Raw genomic sequence first — 19,645 nt, forward strand, 5'->3', positions numbered from 1 at the left:
TATCTTCCGAGGGCTCTCTCTTACATTCTGCGCCACTGGAAGATATTATGTCTTCCAGCACCAAACGCCTGAAAGACTAGTCAGGGTGATGGTGATGATGGTGGTTAAACAGAACGTTGTTCATCATAATTTCCGTTGTACTGGGTTGAGCAGTCTAGGTTGTACTGTCGCGCTGAAAATTACATACGTAGTATTACATTTGTAGCGAGTACAGTAGTAGCATGGCCAGGGTAGGCCGTCTTTAAATCAAAACTAACGATCTTTAGTGGCAAATGCAACTATTTTCTTTCTGTGGGGCGCGGGCCCGCGCGGTCGGTTTTGCAGAAGATCACGCCTTAACGTACCAGACGCCTGAGGGAGAAGCATATATGAAAAAAATCGCCATAGTGGGTTTAGGCTGGCTGGGAATGCCGCTGGCGTTATCGCTGCTTGCCAGGGGATATCGGGTGGCCGGCACTAAAACCACGCCGGACGGCGTCGAGGCGGCCAGGATGTGCGGCGTGGAGTGCTATCCGCTGGTCGTGACGCCGGAAATCAACGCTGAGCAGGACGACCTGGCGGCGCTGTTCCAGGTGGACGCCTTGATTATTACCCTGCCGGCGGGCCGCACTATGGAACGCGCCGACGACTATTTGCTGGCGGTGCAGCAGGTGGTGGACAGCGCCCTGGCGTTTGCCGTGCCGCGCATTATCTTCACCAGCTCCACCGCCGTGTATGGCGAGACGGCGGGCCTGCTGCGCGAAGACAGCCCGCTGGCGCCGGTAACGCCCGCGGGCGCGTGCCTGGTGGAGCTGGAGCGCTGGCTGCATCGCCTGCCCAATACGTCGGTGGATATCCTGCGCCTTGCCGGGCTGGTGGGACCGAGCCGCCATCCCGGCCGGTTCCTGGCGGGCAAGACTGGGTTGCCGGGCGGGTCGCACGGCGTTAATCTGGTGCATCAGTCGGATGTCATCGCCGCCATTGAGCTGCTGCTCAAGCTGCCTAAGGGCGGGCATATCTATAATATCTGCGCGCCGCGCCATCCGGCAAAGCGCGATTATTATCCGGCCAGGGCGCGGGAACTGGCATTGACCCCGCCGGAATACCTGGCCGACGAGGCCGGCGATGGCCGGGCGCAGGATAGCGGTAAAACCATCGACGGCAGCCGGATTTGCCGCGAGCTGGGGTTTGAATACCTGTATCCGGATCCGGCCCTGATGCCGATGCGCCTGTCGTGAGCCGGGCGGGGGCGTCAGGGCCTGATTGGCTAAAGACTGGATGTGGTCAAAAGCCGGATTTGCCAAAAAACGGCCTTGGCGCTATGTTTTTAGAGCAGGCGCAATATCGCGCCTGCCGGTTTGCTGTCCGCCAATGTTATGCAAAAGGGATGTTTCAGCGGGTAAACTATGCACAACCACCTAGCAATAGATGTTCTCAGGACGCGGCCCGCGCAGCAGATGGATACGCAGGCGCGGCGCGCAATGCTCGCCGACGGGCAGCGAACCAGCGCGTTCCAGCGTGAGATCGCCGCTTACCTGGCACGCCACCCCCGAACGCAGCAAGTCGATATTTTTCTCACCGATCTTAACGGCGGTTTCCGCGGTAAACGTATCCCGCTGACCGAACTTTCCACGATTGAAAACGGATGCTATTTCCCCGCGTCGCTGTTTGCCATCAACCTTTACGGCCATACGGTGGAGGATGCCGGGCTGGGGCAGGAAAAAGGCGAGCCCGATCATGTCTGCGTGCCGGTCGCCGGTACCCTGGCGCCATCCGCCGCCGATCCCGATTCAACCGCCCAACTGCTGCTGACCATGCTTGATGAGGACGGCGCGCCTTTTGACGTCGAGCCGCGCAATGTTCTCAATCGGGTGTGGCAGCAGTTGCGCGCGCGCGGCTTTAGCCCAGTGGCGGCGGTGGAACTGGAATTCTACCTGGTGGATCGCGCGCGCGACGCGGCGGGCCGGCTGCAGCCGCCCTGCGCGCCGGGAACCGGCGATCGCCATACCCACAGCCAGGTGTATTCGCTGGATAATCTCGACCTTTTCGCCGCGGTGCTCAACGATATCGACCGGCTTGCCGGCCTGCAGGGCTTGCCCGCCGCCGGCGCCGTGGCGGAGTCCAGCCCCGGCCAGTTCGAGATTAACCTTCACCATGGCGATAACCCGCTTACCGTCTGCGACCAGGCCCTGCAGTTAAAGCGGCTGGTGCGGCTGGTGGCGGAAAACCATGGCATGCAGGCCACGTTTATGGCCAAACCCTACGAGGCGTTTGCGGGCAGCGGATTGCATATCCATCTGAGCCTGCGCGACGGGCAGGGTAACAATGTGCTGTCCGACGGCTGCGGCCGCCATGCCGGCCTGATGTGCGACGCCCTGGCCGGCATGCTCGATTTAATGCCGGCTTCCATGGCGCTGCTGGCGCCCAACGTTAACGCATTCCGGCGCTTTCAGCACGGCATGTATGTGCCTGTGCGGGCCAATTGGGGCTATAACAATCGTACCGTGGCGCTGCGCATTCCCTGTAGCGATGGCGATAACCACCGGGTGGAATACCGGGTGCCGGGCGCGGACGTCAATCCTTACCTGGCGCTGGCCGCGGCGCTGGCGGGCATGCTGCACGGCCTGGATAACCAGCCGCCGCTGCCGGAGGAAATTACCGGCAACGGCGGCGATGAACACCAGGGCGCGCCGCTGCCGCTGCGGCAAAGCGAGGCACTGCGGGCGTTTCGGGAGAGCACGCGCCTGCAGGAATTACTGGGCGCGCGTTTTTGCCGGGTTTATCATGCCTGCAAGCACGCCGAACTCAGCCATTTCGAGCAGTTGGTGACGCCAACGGAAATCGACTGGATGCTGAAGAACGCCTGATTGTTAATCAAACTGATAACTTATCCTGTTAACGGCCAGACCCAGTTTTTCCCGTTCCCGCCCGGTACCCAGGTCGCGTGGACTTTTCAGCGCATCGAATGCGATTTTAATAGCGATATTGCCGTCATCGCTGTCAATATTATCAATGGCAAACTGAATGCGCTGATCCCCTGGCGGTAAATCGAGGTCTTTGATTTTTTTATCACGGTAGTAAATTGCCCCTTTGACCGGTTGATTGGTTGATGCCGCTAGGGTAAAAACGCCTCGCCGCCAGGGTGCCGCTTTATGAAAGGCCATCCGCGCCGTTAGTCCTTCGGTCCAGCGATAGTCCGGCTCCGAGGATTTTCTCCAGCCTTGCCAAATATAATCACTGTGTTTCCAGCCGAAACGAAGTTCGCCGGCGGAGGCAAGCTCCGGCGCGGAGTAGGTGATGATAGGGCGGTTGTACACATAAAATAACAGGTTGTTAAAGCTGAGTTTTTCCTCAGGCTCACCGAATTGCCTGACAATGCCGTCAAGACATAGCTGCAAATCCGGACATTCCTCGCCGCCTTTGGCCACGGCGATAAACTGTCTTTGCGGCTTATCGTTGGTTTCAGGTATATACCAATAGTTAAACGTTTGCGACCGGCCGCCGCGCAGCATCAGTCCGGTGGCCTTATCAAAGCTGACAGGGCGTATCAGTATTTTCCACTGGGTATCCCAAGCGAGCGCCAGCGTTTTGGCGTCCCAATAGGGGCCGAAACCGTAAGATAGATCGTTTTTTTCCAGAAAAGCGCGCAATTCGCTCATGGACCGATCCTGTCCATTAGCGGCAACCTGCCAATGGGAGTAGATACCAGACAAAAACAGAATGCCTAGGAAGCCCAACAGCGGTTTGTGCATGCGATACACCGCGCTGGTGAAGATAGCGATAATGGCCAGATAGACAATGTTGACAAAAAAACGCGCGCTATAGGAGGCCCCGGGGACACTGCTTAAAATAAAAGCCGAGGTAATGCCAGCCAGGGAAAGAAAGATAACCCTATCTAGACTATCATGCTTGGCCATAGTGATAAGGGTATAAAAGTAGAGGAGAATAAGGATAATGGCCGAAATTATCTTTAGATTATCTGTCTGGATAAAAAAGACATTCAGGCTGCCCCCCACGCCCACCAGAAACCAATAGGCATTTGCCAGCATCTGTTCAGGCGCGCCCAGCGTGAAACGGGCCACCGGTAAATGAAGAAGTCGTTCAATAATATGTGTAAAAAGGATAATGCCGGTAATAAATAACGGAATAACATATTTTTTGGGCTGCGTCCTGGCGATAAAACCAGAATAGAGACTGGTCAAAAATAATGGCAGAAAATAGGCCGCCTGAAACCAGGGATCCGAAACAGAGGCTATAATTATCAGCGCACAGAGTCCAATCTCATAAGGAAAACTAAATTGTTGCGGTTTAACAATATACAGATAAACGCATGCCAGCCCATACAAATTAGTCAGGTTATGGGAAAAAGGATGTGAAATATAGGCTACACTGTAAGCAAATACGGATAAACCGCAGAAGAATGGAATCAACAAAAAGGCGTAACGGCTGCGGGTTTTGTGAAAACAGATTAAGGATGATATCACCGCGGCTAAAAAAACTTGGGAAATTTCAATAAATTTAATAATGGATATTGAAGTGGATCCTGTAAGTTTAAACAGCAGGAAATGAATAGGGTAGGTGGATAAGTACCAGTTATCCACCGTGGGCCGCCACTGGGATAACACCGAAAAACCATGAAGCTGGATTTCATGCCAAACGATAATTGAATTGGCGACATCATTGTCCGCACTGAAGTTAATCATCACAAAATGATAACTTAATATCATACCCAATATAATATTTATTGCAAAAAAGGAAGGGTGCAGCCAAATGCTGTAACCCCGTTGCCCACTTTTTTTCATTCCTAATCTCTCTGGTGTTTATACTTCAGGCTAGGGTGAAACATAGCCGGTTATAAAGTTAATGTCAGTTTATTAAAGCTGTTGCATATAATCAAACAGCGCCTTCAGGAGGCGGGTTTTTTGCTCATCGCCGGCATGTTCGGCATAGAGCCGTTCCTGGTTTTCCACATAGGCTTGCAGCGTTTCCGGGGTAAATAATCCTTTGCGGTATGCCAGCCAGCGTTGCTGTTCACCGTCATCGAGGGTGTGGGGAAAGTTACGCGCCCGATAGCGAAACAGCAGCGGGGCAAGGCGCGGGTCGACAAAACTGATATCCAGCGCCGGCAGGTTAACGGGATCGGTTGCCAGGATAATATCCATGGCCGCGCGGTCGGCATCGCTGAAAAAACCATCGTACAGCTGGGCGTCGACGTTATCGGATCCGGCAAAGGGCTCGGCTTCGGCATACAGCGCCACCACTTTTTCCCGCACGCCGGCGTGCCGGCGCAGCACCTGCAGGTTTTGCAGGCAGCGCTCGCGGTCAATCCCCAGGCGTTCCGCATCCTCCGGGCGCAGGGTACTGGCGGGCGCCAGCACCGGGCATTTATTGATATGCACCAGTTTAATCGGCACCGCGGACAGTTCGCCGAGCTTATCGCGCCGCGTATAAAGGCGGGTACGCAATTCATCGGCGCTGAGATCCAGAAGTACCTCCATATCGCCGGCCAGGTCGCAGACGATCAGGGCGTTTTGGTTCTCCGGGTGCCAGGCCAACGGCGCAATCCAGCTGGTATTGCCGCGCCCGGCGCCAAACATGCCCGAAACATGGACCAGCGGTTTCATGGCGGCGATATCCACCAGGCTTTTCAGCTTTTGCTTGCCGCGATGCTGGTAGAGATACTCGAACAGCTTCGGCTGCGCCTGTCGGGCCAGCTTCGCCATGGCAAGCGTGGCGTGGACATCGGCCATGGCGTCATGGGCGTTGGCGTGTTCAACGCCGTTGGCGCGGGTAAGGTGCTCCAGGCGAAAGCTCGGCAAACCGTCATCATTAAGCGGCCAGTTGATGCCCCCGGGACGCAGCGCGTAGCAGGCGCGCATCACGTCCAGCAGGTCCCAGCGCGTATTGCCCTGGCGCCAGCTGTAGGCGTAGGGATCGTAGAAATTGCGGTAAAAAATATTGCGCGTCACTTCGTCATCGAAACGGATATTGTTGTAACCGAGAATGCAGGTATCCGGCACGCTGAACAACCCATGGATCCGCCTGGCGAATTCCGCTTCGCAGACGCCCTCGCGGGCGGCCTGCTGCGGCGTGATGCCGGTAATCAGCACCGCCTCGGGATCGGGCAGGTAGTCGTCGGCCGGTTTGCAGAAAAATACCTGGGGCTCTTCCAGCGGTTCGAAGTCCAGCCCGGCGCGGATCCCCGCGAACTGGGCGGGCCGATCCAGCGCCGGATGTTTGCCGAAGGTTTCGTAATCATGCACCAGAAAGCTCGGTTGCTTGGGAGTAATAGCCACGATGGTCAAAAGTCCGGTTGGGTGGATAGCGCCGATCGTTATCATCGGCTTTATCGGCGTATTATGTCATGATTAACCGCTAAACCCTACCGGGATGACCGGCGAATCACCGCGTTTGGCACTGGAAACCGCTGTGGCAGCCGGGATGGTGCGGCTCGGTTAACGGCGCAAGGGCGATACAGTATGGGGTCACCGGCACTATTGTACCCAAGGTGTTTTAATAGCGAAACTTCACGTAATTGTGGTGCCGGGGAAATCAATAGTAGGGCTTGTCCCGCCAACCCAAGACACGGCAATCACTTATGAGGCCGTGGTAACACCTGTAGTCCCCCTGAATTTAGCCTTCCCGCGTAATGGCGTTCTCTGGTTAAAATACAATTAACGGAAGGCTCCTCATGAAAAAACGCGTTTCACCGAATCTCAGATCCTGCGGGTCTTGGAAGAGTTTGTCAGTATGCTTCATGTACCTCTGCTGTACTGTTACGCTTATACCACGGTCCGGAACTGATATTGCTTACGCTGGCGCACTGGACGGCAGAGCATAGCGTGATACTGGAATTTATCAGGCCGGGCAAGCCGACACAGAATGCGTTTATCGAACCGTTTAACCGGACGTACCGGACAGAAATACTGGATTTTTATTTGTTCAGGACACTGAATTAAATACTGAATATAACAGCGAGCGGCCTCATGAATCCCTGAACAACCTGGCGCCGGAAGAGTACCGGCTGATGGCTGAAGATCCTGAAATCTCAAAAAATGCGTGAAACTAAAAACGATCTACTTACACTACAATTCAGTGGCTTATCAGAACAGCTTGCGGAAAGTCTGCATGTCACATCAGAGAAAAGTAAAGATAGGCGGCCCTCCGCAAAGGAGAACCCGCCTGATTCGTAATTATTTAAGGCTAATTACATGATTCCATACCATTATTTTACAGTCTCTGACTTCAATCACGCGATCGGGCATGCCAAATTTTTGCCGGGCAATTTGTTCTATATGATTATTTTCAGCTATGACGAAGTTATTCCCGGCGTCATACCATGAATTTTTTGTCAGCCATAGATAGGGATCAATATTATCATTTACCGGCGCAATGATAATATCACCTAGCGCCGCCGTTTCAGAAGCATACCAGAAAGTCGCAAAACCACGGGTTAGGCCATTCTTCTGAAGCGTTTCACGTATTTCGACTTGTACTGTACGGGCAGCATGTTGGTGCCTGTATCCATGTAGGGTGTTTATCGCCAAAACGATGGTGATAAAAATAAACAGCGCTTGCCATCGTTTAGTCAGGACGATGTTTCGCCCGACCAGTATCGACATAAACACATAGACAGGGAATAAATAGCGGCCTGAGGCTAAATCAATAGGCATATTGCTTGCGAGAAAGGCAACACTAAGCGTTACTCCCGCCACCATAAGTGAACAATCGACAAAAGACAATGTTTTGATATTCTTTGCAACTTTTACAACGCCTACTAATAATGCTAAAAATAATAAAAAATGCAGTAAGTTAAAAATTGCGCTTGTGTCTTGTATGGGTTTGCCGAAAAACATCGCATCAAAAAAGTGAAGCGAGCATAATACAAATAAATAAATATTATTAAAAATTTTATCAAATTCAACAAACGCAGGCAGTGTCGTGCCGGGAAGATGAAATCCATTCATTAGCAGGAATAACTTTGCTATTACCTTGCTAAATAAGTAGCCAATCACGGCGAAAATTAGAATATCTGCATTACGCCATTTCTCTCCCTTAAGTACATCTATAAAAAATGAAATAAAGATAGGTATAAATAAAAGATAAAGGGAAATTCTGTCACTGAATAATATCAGTGCAAATGCAAAAGGCAGGATGATTTTCAGCGTAATGCTTTTTTTGCCGGGGCGCTGATAATGATCAATTAACAAATATGTGATTAATATGGCTACATAAGTGCCGATATGTATACAAGGTCTTACTGCTATTGTGGCGATAAAGCCACCGGGAACAGCGAATACTGCAAAGGGCAACCAAATATTTGATTTCGCTTTTACCTTTATCAAATTTATTGCGGCGATACTTGTTGCAGCGTACAGAATACCGGGTATAACATACCATTGCCAAATGTGATAACCAAAAATCTTAGTGAAAATACCATAAAAAATAACATCAGTAAAAAAATAGGTTTCGGTAGAAAGATGCCAGTCTTGTAAAAAGAAATTACCCTGGCCTAAATCTTTACCTTCCAGAAGAATAGAAGCTCCATCAGAATTTAAAGGGATTATTTTTGCAATATATGCATAGATGACTGATAATATAATAAATGCTAATAGGTTCAGTATTAAACATTTCGTTTTATTATTTAACATCGTTATAACCTTTTTCCTCAGAAATAAAGAACTTTGGCCTGCGTTTGGTCTCGACGTATATTTTTCCTATATATTCCCCAATAACGCCAAGAGATAGCATCTGTACGCCGCCAAGAAAAAATACCCCTATCATTACTGACGCCCAGCCATCAACTGTACGACCTAATAATTTTTCAGTGATAGCATAGATACCTGCCAGGGTTGAAAGGGCCGCTATAAATAATCCAAACACTGCAATCATTCTTAAGGGCGTTATAGTTAATGAAGTAATGCCCTCAACAGCAAGAGATAGCATTTTTTTCAATGGATACTTAGACTCGCCCGCAACTCTACTACTTCGTGAATAAAAAACTTGTGTCGAAGGAAAACCAAGCATTGGGATTAAACCCCGGATATAAATATTTTCTTCGCGGTAATCCAGTAAGGCGTTAAGGGCCACTCTGGATAATAGCCTAAAATCAGCATGATTTTGAATTTGATTAACACCCATGAATGACATGAGCTTATAAAATAGTAACGCAGTATTTTTTTTAAGAAAAGTATCTGATTGTCGATTGTTTCTGACACCGTAGACTACATCGAATCCTTCATGGTACTTAACTACCATATCCTCAATAGCATTAGTATCATCTTGCAGGTCGGCATCGATACTGACAACAATGTCTGCCTCAGATTTTCCCAAACCTGCGATAAGGGCAACCTGATGTCCTTTATTGCGGGATAATTTTATACCTTTTACGTTATCATGACCTTGGCAAGACTCAGAGATAAGACGCCAAGTATCATCTTTACTGCCATCATCGACAAATAAAATGCCACTTTGTGATGAAATTAACTCTTTGTCTTTTAACCGATTGATGATATTTCTTAATTCAGCCAGACAAAAAGGGAATGCCTCGGTTTCATTATAGCAAGGCACGACTATATCTAGTGAGGGACATTTTCTAAAGGTCTTCATTTCATAACCCAAATTTTGTTAATGATAAAACCAGTAATAGTATATGCAATCATCCCAAATAGTTGTACAACATAAATAGAATCCGGAATGATGAAAAGTACAAGTTTGATGATAACAACATTGACGATATACGATAACAAACAACCGAGGGCGAATTTTAGCATCCTGTAGCCAGTTATTTGTTGACTGAAAGTGAATATGCTATTGATAAAATAACTGAAGAGAATACCCACAACATAGCCAGAAAAATTGGCCAGGTACATATTTGTGCCTATTGCCATTAGGGCAAATATGACAACAGCAGTGACTGCAGTATTTATTAATCCTACCAAGCAATATTTATAAAATTGAACTGATGAAGGTTCAAAAAAAAGCTTAGCCATCTCATCGATACCGTTACGCTTGATTAAATTAACATGTAACAATTATGGTATCACTTTATTATCAATAAATCATCAAAATGAAGAAGAAGAATGATGATTGATTTTTTATTTCAACAATATGAATGATAAGGATTTTGTTGGACAATGGTGTTTTTTTAACCATTGAAGGCGGCGTGTTAATTAGCGGCTATAACTTTGTTATCAATGCTGCATAAGTCTGGCAATGATCATTGGCTAGACCCTGACTGAAGCGTATGTAATAATGCGCCGGTGTTGATATTCTCTGGGCGTGCGGTAACTAACGCGCTATCCAGCGGGTTCTCTTTCGAGTCTTCCAGCATCCTTTCCAGAGTCAATACCGTTGCCCGGTTACCCGGGGTTGGCATTTTGCTGATATCATTATGCTCCATCATATTTATGGCGCTTTCCGCTCAAGCACACCCTGTTATTACGCAAATATCGCTACGCCCGTTTTGCATTCATCGGGGTGAGGCCTTCAGCCTCTGACTGGGGAGACTGGAGGACACATGCCCGGCGATAGCCGTAAATCGCATAGACCAACGCTTGCTGAATATGCGCCACTAGCATGCGCTTACCGATTGGATGAAGCCGTCGCCCAACCTGAAAGTTGGGATTATGGTGAACATGAACGGATAATTGCGCACGCGAGATGTCCTGCGATTGTCCCGCCTGCCGGGCGTCGTCCCAGGTCACCAAGCGCGCGCCATTCGTACCGGGATAGCCAGTATCATGGCGGTTTGCACCGGGAACCGAAGCGGTAGCCGCGATGGTGATTAAACAGTGCTTATGGACCTTTTATGGATAATACCGCATGCATACATTAATTATCGTGGTGGTTGGCCTGGCATTGCTCGGCCTGTTTACCTATAGCGCGCATTTTGTCGGCCGCCCGGCCATAGCGACGGCGGTAAAGGCTTTTATGGTGCTGTGGCTGGTCATCTCCCTGGCCAACCTGGGCGTGGGTGTGTTCCGCGCCGGTTATACGCTGCTGGAAGAACTGCCGGTGCTGGCGCTGGTGTTCGGCGTTCCGGCTATTGCCGCGTTATTGGTGCACAAGCGTTTAAACAATAAAAAATAGTCTGCCTGGGATAACGGCACGCCGGAGTGGGAATAGATTACCCCGCCATCGCTGCCGGCTGGGTGGCGCCTGGACTTTTCACGGCCCTTGCGTACGGTTTAACCGCCGAGACATATCTTAATTACGTCATGCCGCCATGCCGCCATCAGCCCCCCGAGTAGGTTTATCACCAGCGCCGCCACGGTGCGCCGTGCCGCCGGTGGCGGGGGCCGGGTAATATCTGGGCGCGCACAATTATAGCCGATGTCTGATTTTCAGTAAGAGATAGTTCAAGCTTTCCTGGCGGATCACATTTATGAAAATTGCGTCTGTCAAAACGGTTTAAGCAATGTTATGAGAAATAGTAATAAAACATTTCAGTCATTCCTGCACAGCGTTTTATTCAGTTAGCTAATACATTATCAAGGAGCGGGTGTATGCGAAACATTGCTTCCCATCTGGTTTGGGTGTTGGTTGCCGTTGCGGGCGCTTTTGGGATGGGCGTTATCGCCTTGCATAACGGCGAAAAAATTAACGCGTTGTGGATCCTGGTGGTGGCGGTGGCGGTTTATCTGATTGCCTATCGCTATTACAGCCGCTTTATCGCCAGCCGCGTGCTGCGGCTGGACGCGACGCGCATGACGCCGGCCTATCGCCATAACGACGGACTGGATTACGTCCCCACGAATAAATATGTGCTGTTTGGGCATCACTTTGCCGCCATTGCCGGCGCCGGTCCCCTGGTCGGTCCGGTTCTGGCGGCGCAGATGGGGTATCTCCCCGGCATGATCTGGATCCTGGCGGGCGTGGTGCTGGCGGGCGCGGTGCAGGATTTCATGGTGCTGTTTGTGTCGACGCGGCGGGACGGACGATCGCTTGGCGACTTAATCAAACAGGAACTGGGCGCGGTTCCCGGGGTGATTGCGTTATTCGGCACTTTTATGATCATGATAATTATCCTGGCGGTATTGGCGCTTATCGTGGTTAAAGCCCTGACCAACAGTCCGTGGGGCGCGTTTACCGTGGGCTGTACCATCCCGCTGGCGATTTTCATGGGCATCTACCTGCGTTTTATCCGGCCGGGTAAAATTGGCGAGATCTCGATCATCGGCTTTATCGTGCTGATGGCCGCCATTATCTACGGCGGCGATATCTCCCGCAGCCCCACGCTGGCGCCTTTCTTTACCCTGGACGGTAAACAGCTGACCTGGACCTTGATTATCTACGGCGGCGTGGCGTCCATCCTGCCGGTCTGGCTGCTGCTGGCCCCGCGGGATTATTTGTCCACGTTCCTGAAAATCGGCACCATCGTCGGGCTGGCGATCGGCATCGTGTTTATCGCCCCGACGCTGGAAATGCCGTCCATGACCCGTTTTATCGACGGCACCGGGCCGGTATGGTCGGGTACGCTGTTTCCTTTCCTGTTTATTACCATCGCCTGCGGCGCGGTGTCGGGCTTCCATGCGCTGATTGCCTCGGGCACCACGCCCAAGATGCTGGAAAACGAGACCCAGGCGGCTTTTATCGGCTATGGCGGCATGTTGATGGAATCCTTCGTCGCCATCATGGCGCTGATTGCCGCGTCGGTTATCGATCCGGGCATTTATTTTGCCATGAACAGTCCGGCGGCGGCGCTGGGCGGCACGACGGTGGAAGCGGCGGCGGCGGCGGTCAGCGGCTGGGGATTTGAGATCACCCCGCAGATGCTGACCGAGTACGCGCAATCGGTGGGCGAAACCAGCATCGTGTCCCGGGCGGGCGGCGCGCCTACCCTGGCGGTCGGCATGGCGCATATCCTCAGCCAGGCCGTGAGCAGTATCAGCATGGCGTTCTGGTATCATTTCGCCATTCTGTTCGAAGCGCTGTTTATTCTCACCGCGGTGGATGCCGGCACCCGCGCCGGACGGTTTATGCTGCAGGATCTGCTGGGCGTGGCGGTGCCGTCGCTCAGGCGCACCGATTCGCTGGCGGCCAATATCATCGCCACCGCGCTGTGCGTGGCCGCCTGGGGGTATTTCCTTTACCAGGGCGTTGTGGATCCGCTGGGGGGCATCAATACCCTGTGGCCGCTGTTCGGCATCGCCAACCAGATGCTGGCGGCCATGGCGCTGACCCTGTGTTTTGTCGTGCTGTTCAAGATGAAACGCCATGTCTACGCCTGGGTGGCCGGCGTGCCGATGGCGTTCTTATTGGTGTGCACCACCACCGCCGGGCTGATGAAAATCCTGTCCGGCGACCCGCGGGTGGGGTTCCTGGCACTGGCGCGTAAATACCAGGCGGGCATCGACCAGAATCAGATAATCGCACCGGCCAAAACCATGGAGGAAATGGGACGGCTGGTATTCAATAATCAGCTGAACGCCGGGCTGACCGCGCTGTTTATCTTTGTGATGATCAGCATTTTGTTATTCGGCTTACGTTCGGCCTACCAGGCCTACCGGCTGGATAAACGCAGCGATACGGAAGTGCCTTATCAGGCCTTGCCGCTGATGAAATAACGGGGCCGGCCCACGCCGATCGCCGGCGCGGGTGGTTTCGTCCGCTATTTAAATCCAGGCGAACAGGCCGATAACACAGAGCCAGAATAAACCACTTAGCAGGAAAACTAATCTCCAGGCTAACGAACGTGAGATGTTTATCATATATCCAGGTATATCATTTAAGAGGTATAAATAAAGGCGACAAAACCTATTTCGTGAAAAATGGGCCAGATAATCGGCTTTACCAAGAACTATTCGTTATCTTAGCCCATAAATAAAAACTATCACAGTGGGGTCTGAAAAAAAGGATCTATTTTATCGTTAACCTATTAATTAATATGAAATTAAAATAGCGTTAAAATTATTTTATTTATAATTTAATATTAATATGAATTTATACGGATAAGAGTTATCAGTAAATAAGTTGTTTTTTGACAAAATAAACCTGGCACATTAGTTTGTTATTCAATTAATGCAAATATGAATAAAGAATTAAGTAATTAAATAAGATTAACAAGCATTGCCATGAAATGGGCGAAGCCGGCGCTGCGGCCGGCTCTGCCCGTACGATGAAGGGCGCCGCGCCTCAGGGCCGCAGCGTTTTGCGCATCTCCTTGACGTCGTCGGCGTTGACCGGCGCCGCGGCGTTGCCCCAGCTGTTGCGGATATAGGTCAGGACATTCGCCACCTGGGCGTCATCCAGGTTCCAGGCGAAGCTGGGCATGGCGGGCGCGGTGGGACGGCTGTCGGTGGCGCCCGCGCGGCTGCCGGCCAGCACCACGTTTATCAGCGAAGCGGCGTTGGGCGCGCGGATGAGCGGATTGTCGGCCAGGCGCGGGAAAATATTGGCCTCGCCGGTGCCGGAGGAGTTATGGCAGGCCGAGCAGCGATCGAAATAAATGGCCTTGCCCGCCACCATCCGGCTGTCATCGGCGGCCAGGGCCGCGGGCGCCTTGTCCGTTGAGGCCTTGCCCGCCTTCAGGTAGACCGCCACCGCCTTGAGGTCCGCGTCATGCCAATGCTGGGAAGAGTGTTCCACCTCTTCCGCCATCGGGCCGGAGGCGATATCGAAACGGTTGACGCCGGTGCGCAGGTAGGCTATCAGATCCTCTTCGCTCCATGCGCCGATGCCGGTATGCGCGTTATTGGTAATATCGGGGGCCCACCATGCCCCCAGGCTGTTGCCCTGCAGAAAATTGTCGTTCTTGTCGCCGCCCAGCAGGTTCTTGGGCGTATGGCAGGTGCCGCAGTGACCGGGGCCTTCCACCATATAGGCGCCGCGATTCCATGCGGCGGATTGGGTCGGGTCGGGGGTGTAGACGCCCTTAGTGAAATTCAGCCAGTTCCAGGCAATCAGGCTGGTGCGAATGTTAAACGGAAACGGCAGCTGATTGGTTTCCACGGGGTGGTAAATGGGCTGGAGGGTTTGCAGGTAGGCCCACAGCGCCTGATTGTCCTCGCGGCTCATTTTGGTATAGGCGGTAAACGGCATCGCGCCGTAGAGACGTTTGCCGCCATGGCCTATCCCTTCCGACATTGCCCGCTGGAAATCATCAAACGTCCATTTGCCGATGCCGGTTTCCACATCCGGCGTGATATTGGCGCCCAGCAGGGCGCCGAATGGCGTGTCGATACGGAACCCGCCGGCAAAGGGTTTGGCGGCATCCGTGGTATGGCAGGCGGTACAATCGCCCACCACCGCAAGGTAGCGGCCCTTTTCCACCTGATCATACTCCGGCTGCGCCTGGGCATGTCCCGTCCAGGCGGCCAGCGCCAGCAGGCCGGCGTAAAATGAAATCAGCTTTTTCATGCGGTGATCATCTCCCCGGGGCGTTGCAGGTAGTAGTGGCGAATGGCGTAGGCGGCCTTGAAGGCCAGCGCCCCCACGGTGCCGGTGGGGTTATAGCCGGGATTCTGCGGGAAGGCGGAAGCGCCGACCACAAACAGGTTGGGCACATCCCAGACCTGCAGGTGTTTGTTTACCGAGCTGTTGGCGGGATCGCTTCCCATAACAAAGCCGCCGACGATATGGGATGACTGATAGGGCGCCGAATTCCAGTGGCCCTTCATTGGGCGCATATAGTATTCCCGTGGATTCATCGCCTTGGCGATCTCGCCGACTTTGCCGGTGCAATACGCGGCCATCTTCAGATCGTTGGGGGAGAAATCGAAAGTCACGCGCAGCAAGGGCCGGCCCAGAGGATCTTTATAATTGGGATCCAGGGACAGGTAATTGGTGCGCGTGCTGTAGCTGCTGGCCTCGCAGCCAATGCTCATGCTGCTCAGGTAGTTTTTCTTGACCTGGCGCTTGAACTCGCTGCCCCAGGTCGGCGCGCTGGGCGGGGTGGGGTGATAGGCGATCGGCGCGGCGCCGATGGGCGTGACGCGGATGCTGCCGCCGCCGAAAAAGCCCAGGCCGGTATGATCGAAATTGTCGTTATTGAAATCATCGATGCCCATGCCGACCGCCCCGGCGCCGATAAACGGATTAAAGTTTTTATTATCAAAAAACAGCTGTACCGAATTGGCGGTTTGGTAGGCGTAGTTGCGGCCGGTGGTGCCGGTATTGGTCACCGGATCGTAGGGTTTTCCCACGCCGGATAACAACATCAGGCGCACGTTTTCAAAGGTAAATGCCGTGACGATGACCAGGTCGGCGGGTTGTTCCCATTCATCGCCGGAGGAATCAATATAGACCACGCCGGTGGCACGTTTGCCCGTGGAGTCGAGGGTGACTTTCATGACTTCGCTGTTGGTCAGGGCGGAGAAATTGTCCTTGCGCACCAGTACCGGCAGCACGGTGGTTATGGCGCTGGCCTTGGAATAGTTGGCGCAGCCGTAGTTGGTGCAAAAACCGCAGTAGGTGCAGGGGCCCATGGTCACGCCCAGGGGGTTGGTATACGCCTGCGATACCAGGGAGGAGGGAACCGGAAAGGCTTTATAGCCCAGGTTTCGGGCGGCTTCGGCAAACAGCGTCGGGCCGTAGGGCTGCTTCATCGGCGGCGTGGGATACTCGCCGGAGCGCATGCCCTCATAGGGGTTGCCGCCGTCGCGCCGGGTGCCATTGACATTGGACGCATAGCCCGAGGTGCCCGCCAGCCGCTCGAATTGCATATAAAACGGCTCCATCTCCTGCCAATCGGTGCCCCAGTCCTGCAGGGTCAGTTCTTTTGGCATGGCGTCGGCGCCGTAGCGTTCCAGCAGATGGCTTTTCAGGCGGAATTCTTCCGGCTGGAAGCGGAATGTGATGCCCGCCCAATGGTTGCCTGCGCCGCCGGTGCCGTTACCAGGATGAAACGATCCCCAACTGCGCATGGGCAGGGCGGTTTGCGACGGATCGTTGCGTACGGTAATGGTATTTTGTTTGGTGCGCAGCATCAGTTCCTGGCTGCGGTTATAGCGCAGCTCGTCGGTCACCGAGGCGACGTTAAAATCCCGCGCGGTATCGCGCCACGGGCCGCGTTCGATGGCAATGACTTCCAGGCCGGCGTCGGTCAGTTCATTGGCGATAATCGCCCCCGCCCAGCCCAGACCAATCACCACCACATCGGTTTTGGGGAGTTTCTTTGCCATAATGGTGTTATCCCTTGGTTTTCCATTGCTCACTGCCGCCAATGCTTACCGGCGTTAAATGAAGATCCTGATTATGCTGTTCGATAAGATCGCGGTAGTCGTACCGCGCGCCCGGAAAACCAATCATTTTCCATGACACCATATCGCGGTTGCCGCCGTACATCGGGTCGGCGAAAAAGCCTTCCATGGTGTTGTCCAGCACCTGTTTGAAAAACAGTTTGGCGTCGATATTGGCCAGTTTGATATCCCCTTTTTCCAGACCGGTCAGAATGTTATCGCGCTGTTCGGGCGGAAGTTCGTGAAAGGCTTTCTGAAAGGTGCTGCGGCAATACTCATCCAAATCGGCCAGGCCGATGCGGTAACGCTGCTGGGGCACCAGGGGGGATTGGTCGCCCTGCTCGGGGGTGCCCTCCTGAAAAGGGCCTTCACGGTAAAGCCGGGAGAAGGTGCCGTAAAACCCTTTCATCTGACGGTCGATGAATACCACGCATCCGGCGTCTTTGCCGCTGACGCTGAGCTCATCGGCGGGGATAAACCGCTCGACCATGGCTTCAAGCGTCGCCACTTCCTTATCGTTAAAAAACAGCCAGCCCTGGTCGGCAAAGGTTTCCGTCGGGTTGTGCGCGAAGGGCTGCCAGCCCGGCGCGCCGGCGAGGGTGGCCGCCTTGGCGCTTACGCCCGCGCCGATAGCCAAGGTCGCGGCGGAATAGGAAAGAAGCTGCCTGCGGGTTACCCCCGGCAGCGTTTTTTTTCTTTTGCGCATATGTGCTTCCCGTTTCTTATTGTGGCGTGCCTGTGCAGGCTCCGCACTGTTATCTGCGGTAAACGACCGGCTAAGCCGGGGTCGTAAACCCCATAACTATAAAGGATTCTTCCTACTAGCAAATTATGAATATGTTGCTAACAATTACGTAACTTTGCAATGGTACCGGTTCCTACCGCTCCGGCAACACAGGCCGGCTGCGGAGCAGCAATGTGAGCATTAGATTTATCTGCTTGAATTAACGCATCAAAATCCGACGGGATGCGTTTAGCCCCCCGGTAAAAAGATGTAAGTGAATTAGACAGGCTCCTTGACGCCGCGGGTTTTGCCTGGCGGCCTGACCGGATGCCGGGGGCGTCTGCAAAACCGCTCGCCACACGGCGTGCGTCGAGACGAACCTTATGATTAATAATATTTTTATGTTATGTAGCATTATAGCGGGATAACCCTGCCCTTAGAGAAAAGAGTTGTTTATAGCGCCATGGTTACAATTTGAAATATGGAAGACTAATTATTGATGTGAAAAGTAGTTAATTTCATTAAACTACCTATCCCGCTTCGTTTTTGCCAGGTCGATTTCCCGTGCGTTTGGACAGACAGATTTCCTCACTAGAACATACCATTTACCAGCATTACCGCATTGCCCACGGCCTGCGCATCGGCCTGGCTTTTGTGCTGACCTTTATGATTATCCGTCTGCTGGATATTCCGGAGGGCACCTGGCCGCTGATCACGCTGGTGGTGGTAATGGGGCCGATTTCCTTTTGGGGCAATGTCCTGCAGCGGGCGGTTCAGCGCATTATCGGCACCGTTTTTGGCGCCGCGTCGGGGCTTATCGGCCTGCGGCTGGAGCTGTATTCCCTGCCGCTGATGCTGATATGGTGCGGCCTGGTGATGTTTATCTGCGGTTACCTGACGCTTGGCAAGCGTCCCTACCTGGCGTTGCTTATCGGCATCACCCTGGCGGTGGTATGCGGCGCCGGGGCGGGGGATATGCAAACCGCCTTGTGGCGCAGCGGGGATGTGATTATCGGTTCGCTGCTGGCGCTGTTGTTTACCAGCATCTACCCGCAGCGGGCGTTTATTCACTGGCGCATGAAGATGAGTTTCGGCCTGATTGCCCTCAGCAAAATCTACGCCGCCTACCTTTCGCCCAATATCATCGAACGCCCCCGCCTGGACGGGCGCCTGAAAAAACTGCTGGCCGATGTCAGCAAAACGGGCACCCTGGTGACGCCGGCCAGCAAGGAAAGCGCGGTAGCCAAAGAGGTGTTCGACGCCATCCAGGATCTCAGCCGTAATATCGTCTGCGTACTGGAACTGCAAATCGACGCCTGGTGGGCCTCGCGCGAGAGCCACTTTATCCTGCTCAACGCCACCACCCTGCGCAGTACGCAAAGGGTAACCCTGCGCGCGCTGGTGACCCTCGCCGACGCGCTGCGCCAGGGCAATCCGGCGCCGATTGTCGCCAATAGCGGCGAACTGGCGGTCATCGCCGCCGAGCTCAAATTATTAATGGAGCAGGCCAGCCAGCGTAACGAGGTGGAGGCGCCGATATTCGGCTACGTCTGGCTGAGCCTGAAGCTGACGCAACAGCTGGAGCAGTTGGCGCGGCTGCTGTGTCAGGCGTTGCGTAAGCCATTGCCGCAACAGGAAGAATGAATTATGGCCCGGCGGTAAAAACGGGTAACATAGTGAAATGCCATTGCACCGGATAGCTGCTACTCTGTAAGGTAATGACTATGCGTTTGCGCACCGTTTTCAACCTATGACTTCAGCA

General features: G+C 53.1%; 13 protein-coding genes, 1 pseudogene and 1 other annotated feature (1 of these 15 only partly in view). Of the genes and pseudogenes, 6 read left to right on the forward strand and 8 right to left on the reverse strand.

The genetic code is table 11. The features are described from left to right. Positions 1 to 101 (reverse strand) — a sequence feature (His leader region) (it extends 20 nt beyond the left edge of the window). Between the two features lie 267 nt (positions 102 to 368). Further along, positions 369 to 1,217, forward strand: coding sequence for an SDR family oxidoreductase (locus ACL2XN_RS00155; protein WP_413729823.1), 849 nt, complete (start codon positions 369 to 371; stop codon positions 1,215 to 1,217). Positions 1,218 to 1,436: 219 nt separating this feature from the next. Then, on the forward strand, positions 1,437 to 2,846 hold the full coding sequence (locus tag ACL2XN_RS00160; RefSeq protein ID WP_413731031.1) for a glutamine synthetase family protein: 1,410 nt from the start codon (positions 1,437 to 1,439) through the stop codon (positions 2,844 to 2,846). Positions 2,847 to 2,849: 3 nt separating this feature from the next. On the opposite strand, the gene ACL2XN_RS00165 is transcribed toward ACL2XN_RS00160, so the two are convergent. Both ACL2XN_RS00165 and sbcB read right to left on the reverse strand, forming a co-directional pair. Next, on the reverse strand, positions 2,850 to 4,781 hold the full coding sequence (locus tag ACL2XN_RS00165; RefSeq protein ID WP_413729824.1) for a hypothetical protein: 1,932 nt from the start codon (positions 4,779 to 4,781) through the stop codon (positions 2,850 to 2,852). A 72-nt stretch (positions 4,782 to 4,853) separates the two neighbouring features. After that, on the reverse strand, positions 4,854 to 6,320 hold the full coding sequence (sbcB, locus tag ACL2XN_RS00170; protein ID WP_413729825.1) for an exodeoxyribonuclease I: 1,467 nt from the start codon (positions 6,318 to 6,320) through the stop codon (positions 4,854 to 4,856). A gap of 432 nt (positions 6,321 to 6,752) precedes the next feature. On the opposite strand from sbcB, the pseudogene ACL2XN_RS00175 reads away from it, so the two are divergent. Continuing rightward, a pseudogene (locus tag ACL2XN_RS00175) lies at positions 6,753 to 7,042 on the forward strand (integrase core domain-containing protein); the annotation flags it as partial. Positions 7,043 to 7,172: 130 nt separating this feature from the next. Here the strand turns inward: ACL2XN_RS00175 and ACL2XN_RS00180 are convergent. From ACL2XN_RS00180 to ACL2XN_RS00190, 3 genes are read right to left on the reverse strand one after another with little or no spacing between them, the layout of a single operon-like run. Beyond that, positions 7,173 to 8,630 carry a hypothetical protein gene (locus ACL2XN_RS00180; RefSeq protein WP_413728032.1) on the reverse strand — a complete coding sequence of 486 codons (1,458 nt, stop codon included), beginning with the start codon at positions 8,628 to 8,630 and terminating at the stop codon, positions 7,173 to 7,175. Continuing rightward, positions 8,620 to 9,588, reverse strand: coding sequence for a glycosyltransferase family 2 protein (locus ACL2XN_RS00185; protein ID WP_413729826.1), 969 nt, complete (start codon positions 9,586 to 9,588; stop codon positions 8,620 to 8,622). The genes ACL2XN_RS00180 and ACL2XN_RS00185 overlap by 11 nt, the downstream gene beginning before the upstream one ends. Beyond that, on the reverse strand, positions 9,585 to 9,971 hold the full coding sequence (locus ACL2XN_RS00190; RefSeq protein ID WP_413723226.1) for a GtrA family protein: 387 nt from the start codon (positions 9,969 to 9,971) through the stop codon (positions 9,585 to 9,587). Before ACL2XN_RS00190 ends, ACL2XN_RS00185 begins: the two co-directional genes overlap by 4 nt. Before the next feature lie 832 nt (positions 9,972 to 10,803). Here ACL2XN_RS00190 and ACL2XN_RS00195 point away from each other — a divergent pair. Both ACL2XN_RS00195 and ACL2XN_RS00200 read left to right on the forward strand, forming a co-directional pair. After that, positions 10,804 to 11,070 carry a hypothetical protein gene (locus tag ACL2XN_RS00195; protein WP_410014394.1) on the forward strand — a complete coding sequence of 89 codons (267 nt, stop codon included), beginning with the start codon at positions 10,804 to 10,806 and terminating at the stop codon, positions 11,068 to 11,070. A 416-nt stretch (positions 11,071 to 11,486) separates the two neighbouring features. After that, positions 11,487 to 13,547 carry a carbon starvation CstA family protein gene (locus tag ACL2XN_RS00200; RefSeq protein ID WP_413729827.1) on the forward strand — a complete coding sequence of 687 codons (2,061 nt, stop codon included), beginning with the start codon at positions 11,487 to 11,489 and terminating at the stop codon, positions 13,545 to 13,547. A 568-nt stretch (positions 13,548 to 14,115) separates the two neighbouring features. Here the strand turns inward: ACL2XN_RS00200 and ACL2XN_RS00205 are convergent. Genes ACL2XN_RS00205 through ACL2XN_RS00215 form a run of 3 tightly spaced genes read right to left on the reverse strand, consistent with a single transcriptional unit; the run spans position 14,116 to position 17,865 of the window. Further along, positions 14,116 to 15,339 carry a c-type cytochrome gene (locus ACL2XN_RS00205; protein WP_413729828.1) on the reverse strand — a complete coding sequence of 408 codons (1,224 nt, stop codon included), beginning with the start codon at positions 15,337 to 15,339 and terminating at the stop codon, positions 14,116 to 14,118. Then, positions 15,336 to 17,102: a GMC family oxidoreductase gene (locus ACL2XN_RS00210; protein WP_410014397.1), complete on the reverse strand. Its 1,767-nt coding sequence runs from the start codon at positions 17,100 to 17,102 to the stop codon at positions 15,336 to 15,338. The genes ACL2XN_RS00205 and ACL2XN_RS00210 overlap by 4 nt, the downstream gene beginning before the upstream one ends. Before the next feature lie 7 nt (positions 17,103 to 17,109). Next, positions 17,110 to 17,865 (reverse strand): gluconate 2-dehydrogenase subunit 3 family protein, encoded by a 756-nt coding sequence (locus tag ACL2XN_RS00215; RefSeq protein WP_410014398.1) that lies wholly within the window; start codon positions 17,863 to 17,865, stop codon positions 17,110 to 17,112. Between the two features lie 582 nt (positions 17,866 to 18,447). On the opposite strand from ACL2XN_RS00215, the gene ACL2XN_RS00220 reads away from it, so the two are divergent. Continuing rightward, on the forward strand, positions 18,448 to 19,527 hold the full coding sequence (locus tag ACL2XN_RS00220; RefSeq protein ID WP_413729829.1) for an FUSC family protein: 1,080 nt from the start codon (positions 18,448 to 18,450) through the stop codon (positions 19,525 to 19,527). Positions 19,528 to 19,645: the final 118 nt, after the last annotated feature.

The organism is Sodalis sp. RH22 (assembly GCF_047324165.1).
Classification (GTDB): domain Bacteria; phylum Pseudomonadota; class Gammaproteobacteria; order Enterobacterales; family Enterobacteriaceae; genus Acerihabitans.